The organism is Acinetobacter sp. 1000160 (genome assembly GCF_000588715.1).
GTDB classification, from domain to species: domain Bacteria; phylum Pseudomonadota; class Gammaproteobacteria; order Pseudomonadales; family Moraxellaceae; genus Acinetobacter; species Acinetobacter courvalinii.
Genome location: NZ_JFWP02000022.1, coordinates 1 through 2,047, shown reverse-complemented (window position 1 = coordinate 2,047; position 2,047 = coordinate 1). Strand labels below are relative to the sequence as shown.

General features: G+C 45.6%; 2 protein-coding genes and 2 tRNA genes. 3 read left to right on the top strand and 1 reads right to left on the bottom strand.

The window, feature by feature from the left end; translation table 11 throughout:
• The 3 genes from J699_RS00150 to J699_RS00160 all read left to right on the top strand — a co-directional run.
• Positions 1-557: amino acid permease (locus tag J699_RS00150; protein WP_032883016.1), on the top strand; the 557-nt coding region annotated here is incomplete at its 5' end.
• Between the two features lie 211 nt (positions 558-768).
• A tRNA-Glu gene (locus J699_RS00155) sits at positions 769-844 on the top strand.
• Positions 845-941: 97 nt separating this feature from the next.
• A tRNA-Glu gene (locus J699_RS00160) sits at positions 942-1,017 on the top strand.
• Positions 1,018-1,055: 38 nt separating this feature from the next.
• On the opposite strand, the gene J699_RS00165 is transcribed toward J699_RS00160, so the two are convergent.
• Entirely contained in the window at positions 1,056-2,009 is a 954-nt protein-coding gene (locus J699_RS00165; RefSeq protein WP_005282654.1) for a hypothetical protein, read from the bottom strand.
• Positions 2,010-2,047: the final 38 nt, after the last annotated feature.

Here is a 2,047-nt window from a genome sequence, read left to right as displayed (position 1 = left end):
CGTTCGTGACCGTGTTTAATTACATCGGTATTCCTTATGCCGACGATATTATCCGCTTCGTGATTATCACCGCACTGCTTTCAGCGGCCAACTCAGGCCTGTATGCGGCATCACGTATGATGTGGTCTTTGTCCGATCAGCGTCAGCTACCCAGCGTTTTCTCTCGCTTGTCAAAGAGTGGTACGCCTATCATTGCACTGGTCGTCACCATGTTTGGTGCAATTCCAGGGTTGTTATCAGAACACTTTGCACCTGAGACTATTTTCAAGAATTTACTTGGGGTGGCTGCATTCACCATGGTGATCGTGTGGATGAGTATCTGCTGGAGTCAATTTAACTTCAGACGTCAATGGTACAAGGCCGGACATACTGCAAAAGATTTAAAATTTGCTGCGCCGCTTTACCCGATCGTCCCAATCTTGGGTTTTATCTTCTGTTTGATTACAGGGCTGAGTATGGCAGCCGATCCGGAAATGCAAGCAGGTTTTATTGGTTGCTTGCTGTTTATTGCCGCATGTTATGTGAGCCATTACATTTTCTATCGTCATCGCCAATAATTCGTTCCTATAAAAAATGCAGCTTAAGCTGCATTTTTTATATCTGGAGTAAAGCCCTTTTTTTCATATTTTGAGCTTAACTGCTTATTTTTGATTATTTATTCCTCGATATGTTTTATTTTTAAACACTTGTTTGGTTTTTTTAATTTTTCTTGAGAAAAGTGTTTGACACCCCACCCGATTCACCCTAATATACGCCCACCTCTGAAACGTCCCTATCGTCTAGAGGCCTAGGACATCGCCCTTTCACGGCGGTAACCGGGGTTCGAATCCCCGTAGGGACGCCACTAAATTCGAGGAAAGGCAAAGATGAATCATCCTTGCTGAGAATTTAGGCTTACACGCGATATGTTTCATATTCTGTAAGTAAATCTCCTCCGATAAGTCCCTATCGTCTAGAGGCCTAGGACATCGCCCTTTCACGGCGGTAACCGGGGTTCGAATCCCCGTAGGGACGCCAAATTCTAAAAAGCCACTGCATTGACAGTGGCTTTTTTCTTATCTGCTTTTATTTTCGTAATCCGTGCCAATCCCGACCTGCACTTCCAGACGGCCCGATTGCACGCGTAAACCACGAATCTCAAACTGATCCACCAGTTGCTGTACCAGTTCACGACTTTCCTGCAAGATATTCAAACCCGGCAAAATACTAAAATCAGTCAGGCTTAACAGTTTATCGACCATCCATGAGCGGTTATTGATGAAGTCGATAAAACCCGCTTCTTCCAGATCGATATACCATAAGCGATGCCCTTCTTTCTGGATGCCCGGCACATCACGAATCAGGTGATTAATCAGAAAAGGAATTGGTAAGGAATTGATCAGTTCAAAACTGGCATTGCCCACACGACGCGCTGCCCAGTTGGTCAGGGTTCCACCATGACGAATCTGTAAATCCAGATGTTCATCGACCTGACGTAAGCGTAAATATTTTTCCTGACCGATCCGACATTCCAACACATTAAATTCCAGTGAAAGCCGGTATAAAAAGCGACGGTAATGCCCATCCAGTTCAATATGAAAACGGTCATTGCCGCATTCAATTTTAATATCATCAATTTCAGAGCGATCCATGCGCTTGCGTATCTGGTTATTCAGCAGCATTTCCGGCAAATACAGGGTCAGACTACTTTTGCCCAAAGAAGCCCTTGCCATCGCCAACGCCACCTGACGTGCCGCTTCACTGGTTTCCGAGACCATGTCCCGAACCGTATTGCGCATGCCTTCCACACCACGCTTGGTATGATGCGTTACCTGATCCAGTGCATCCAGCGCCGCATCCGCCACACCGGCAATATTGCGTGAGGTATCACTGGCAAATTCCACTGCATCTTGTGCATGTTGCAAGGTCTTATTAATGAGCCGACGTGATAATGATGGTTTCACAGCAGAGAATTCTGTATCTGCCGGCATAATATCGAACATCGCCTTTTTATCATCTTGTCGATTCAAGATGCTCTCCCTCTTCCCTTTGCTACTGGCTCACTTCT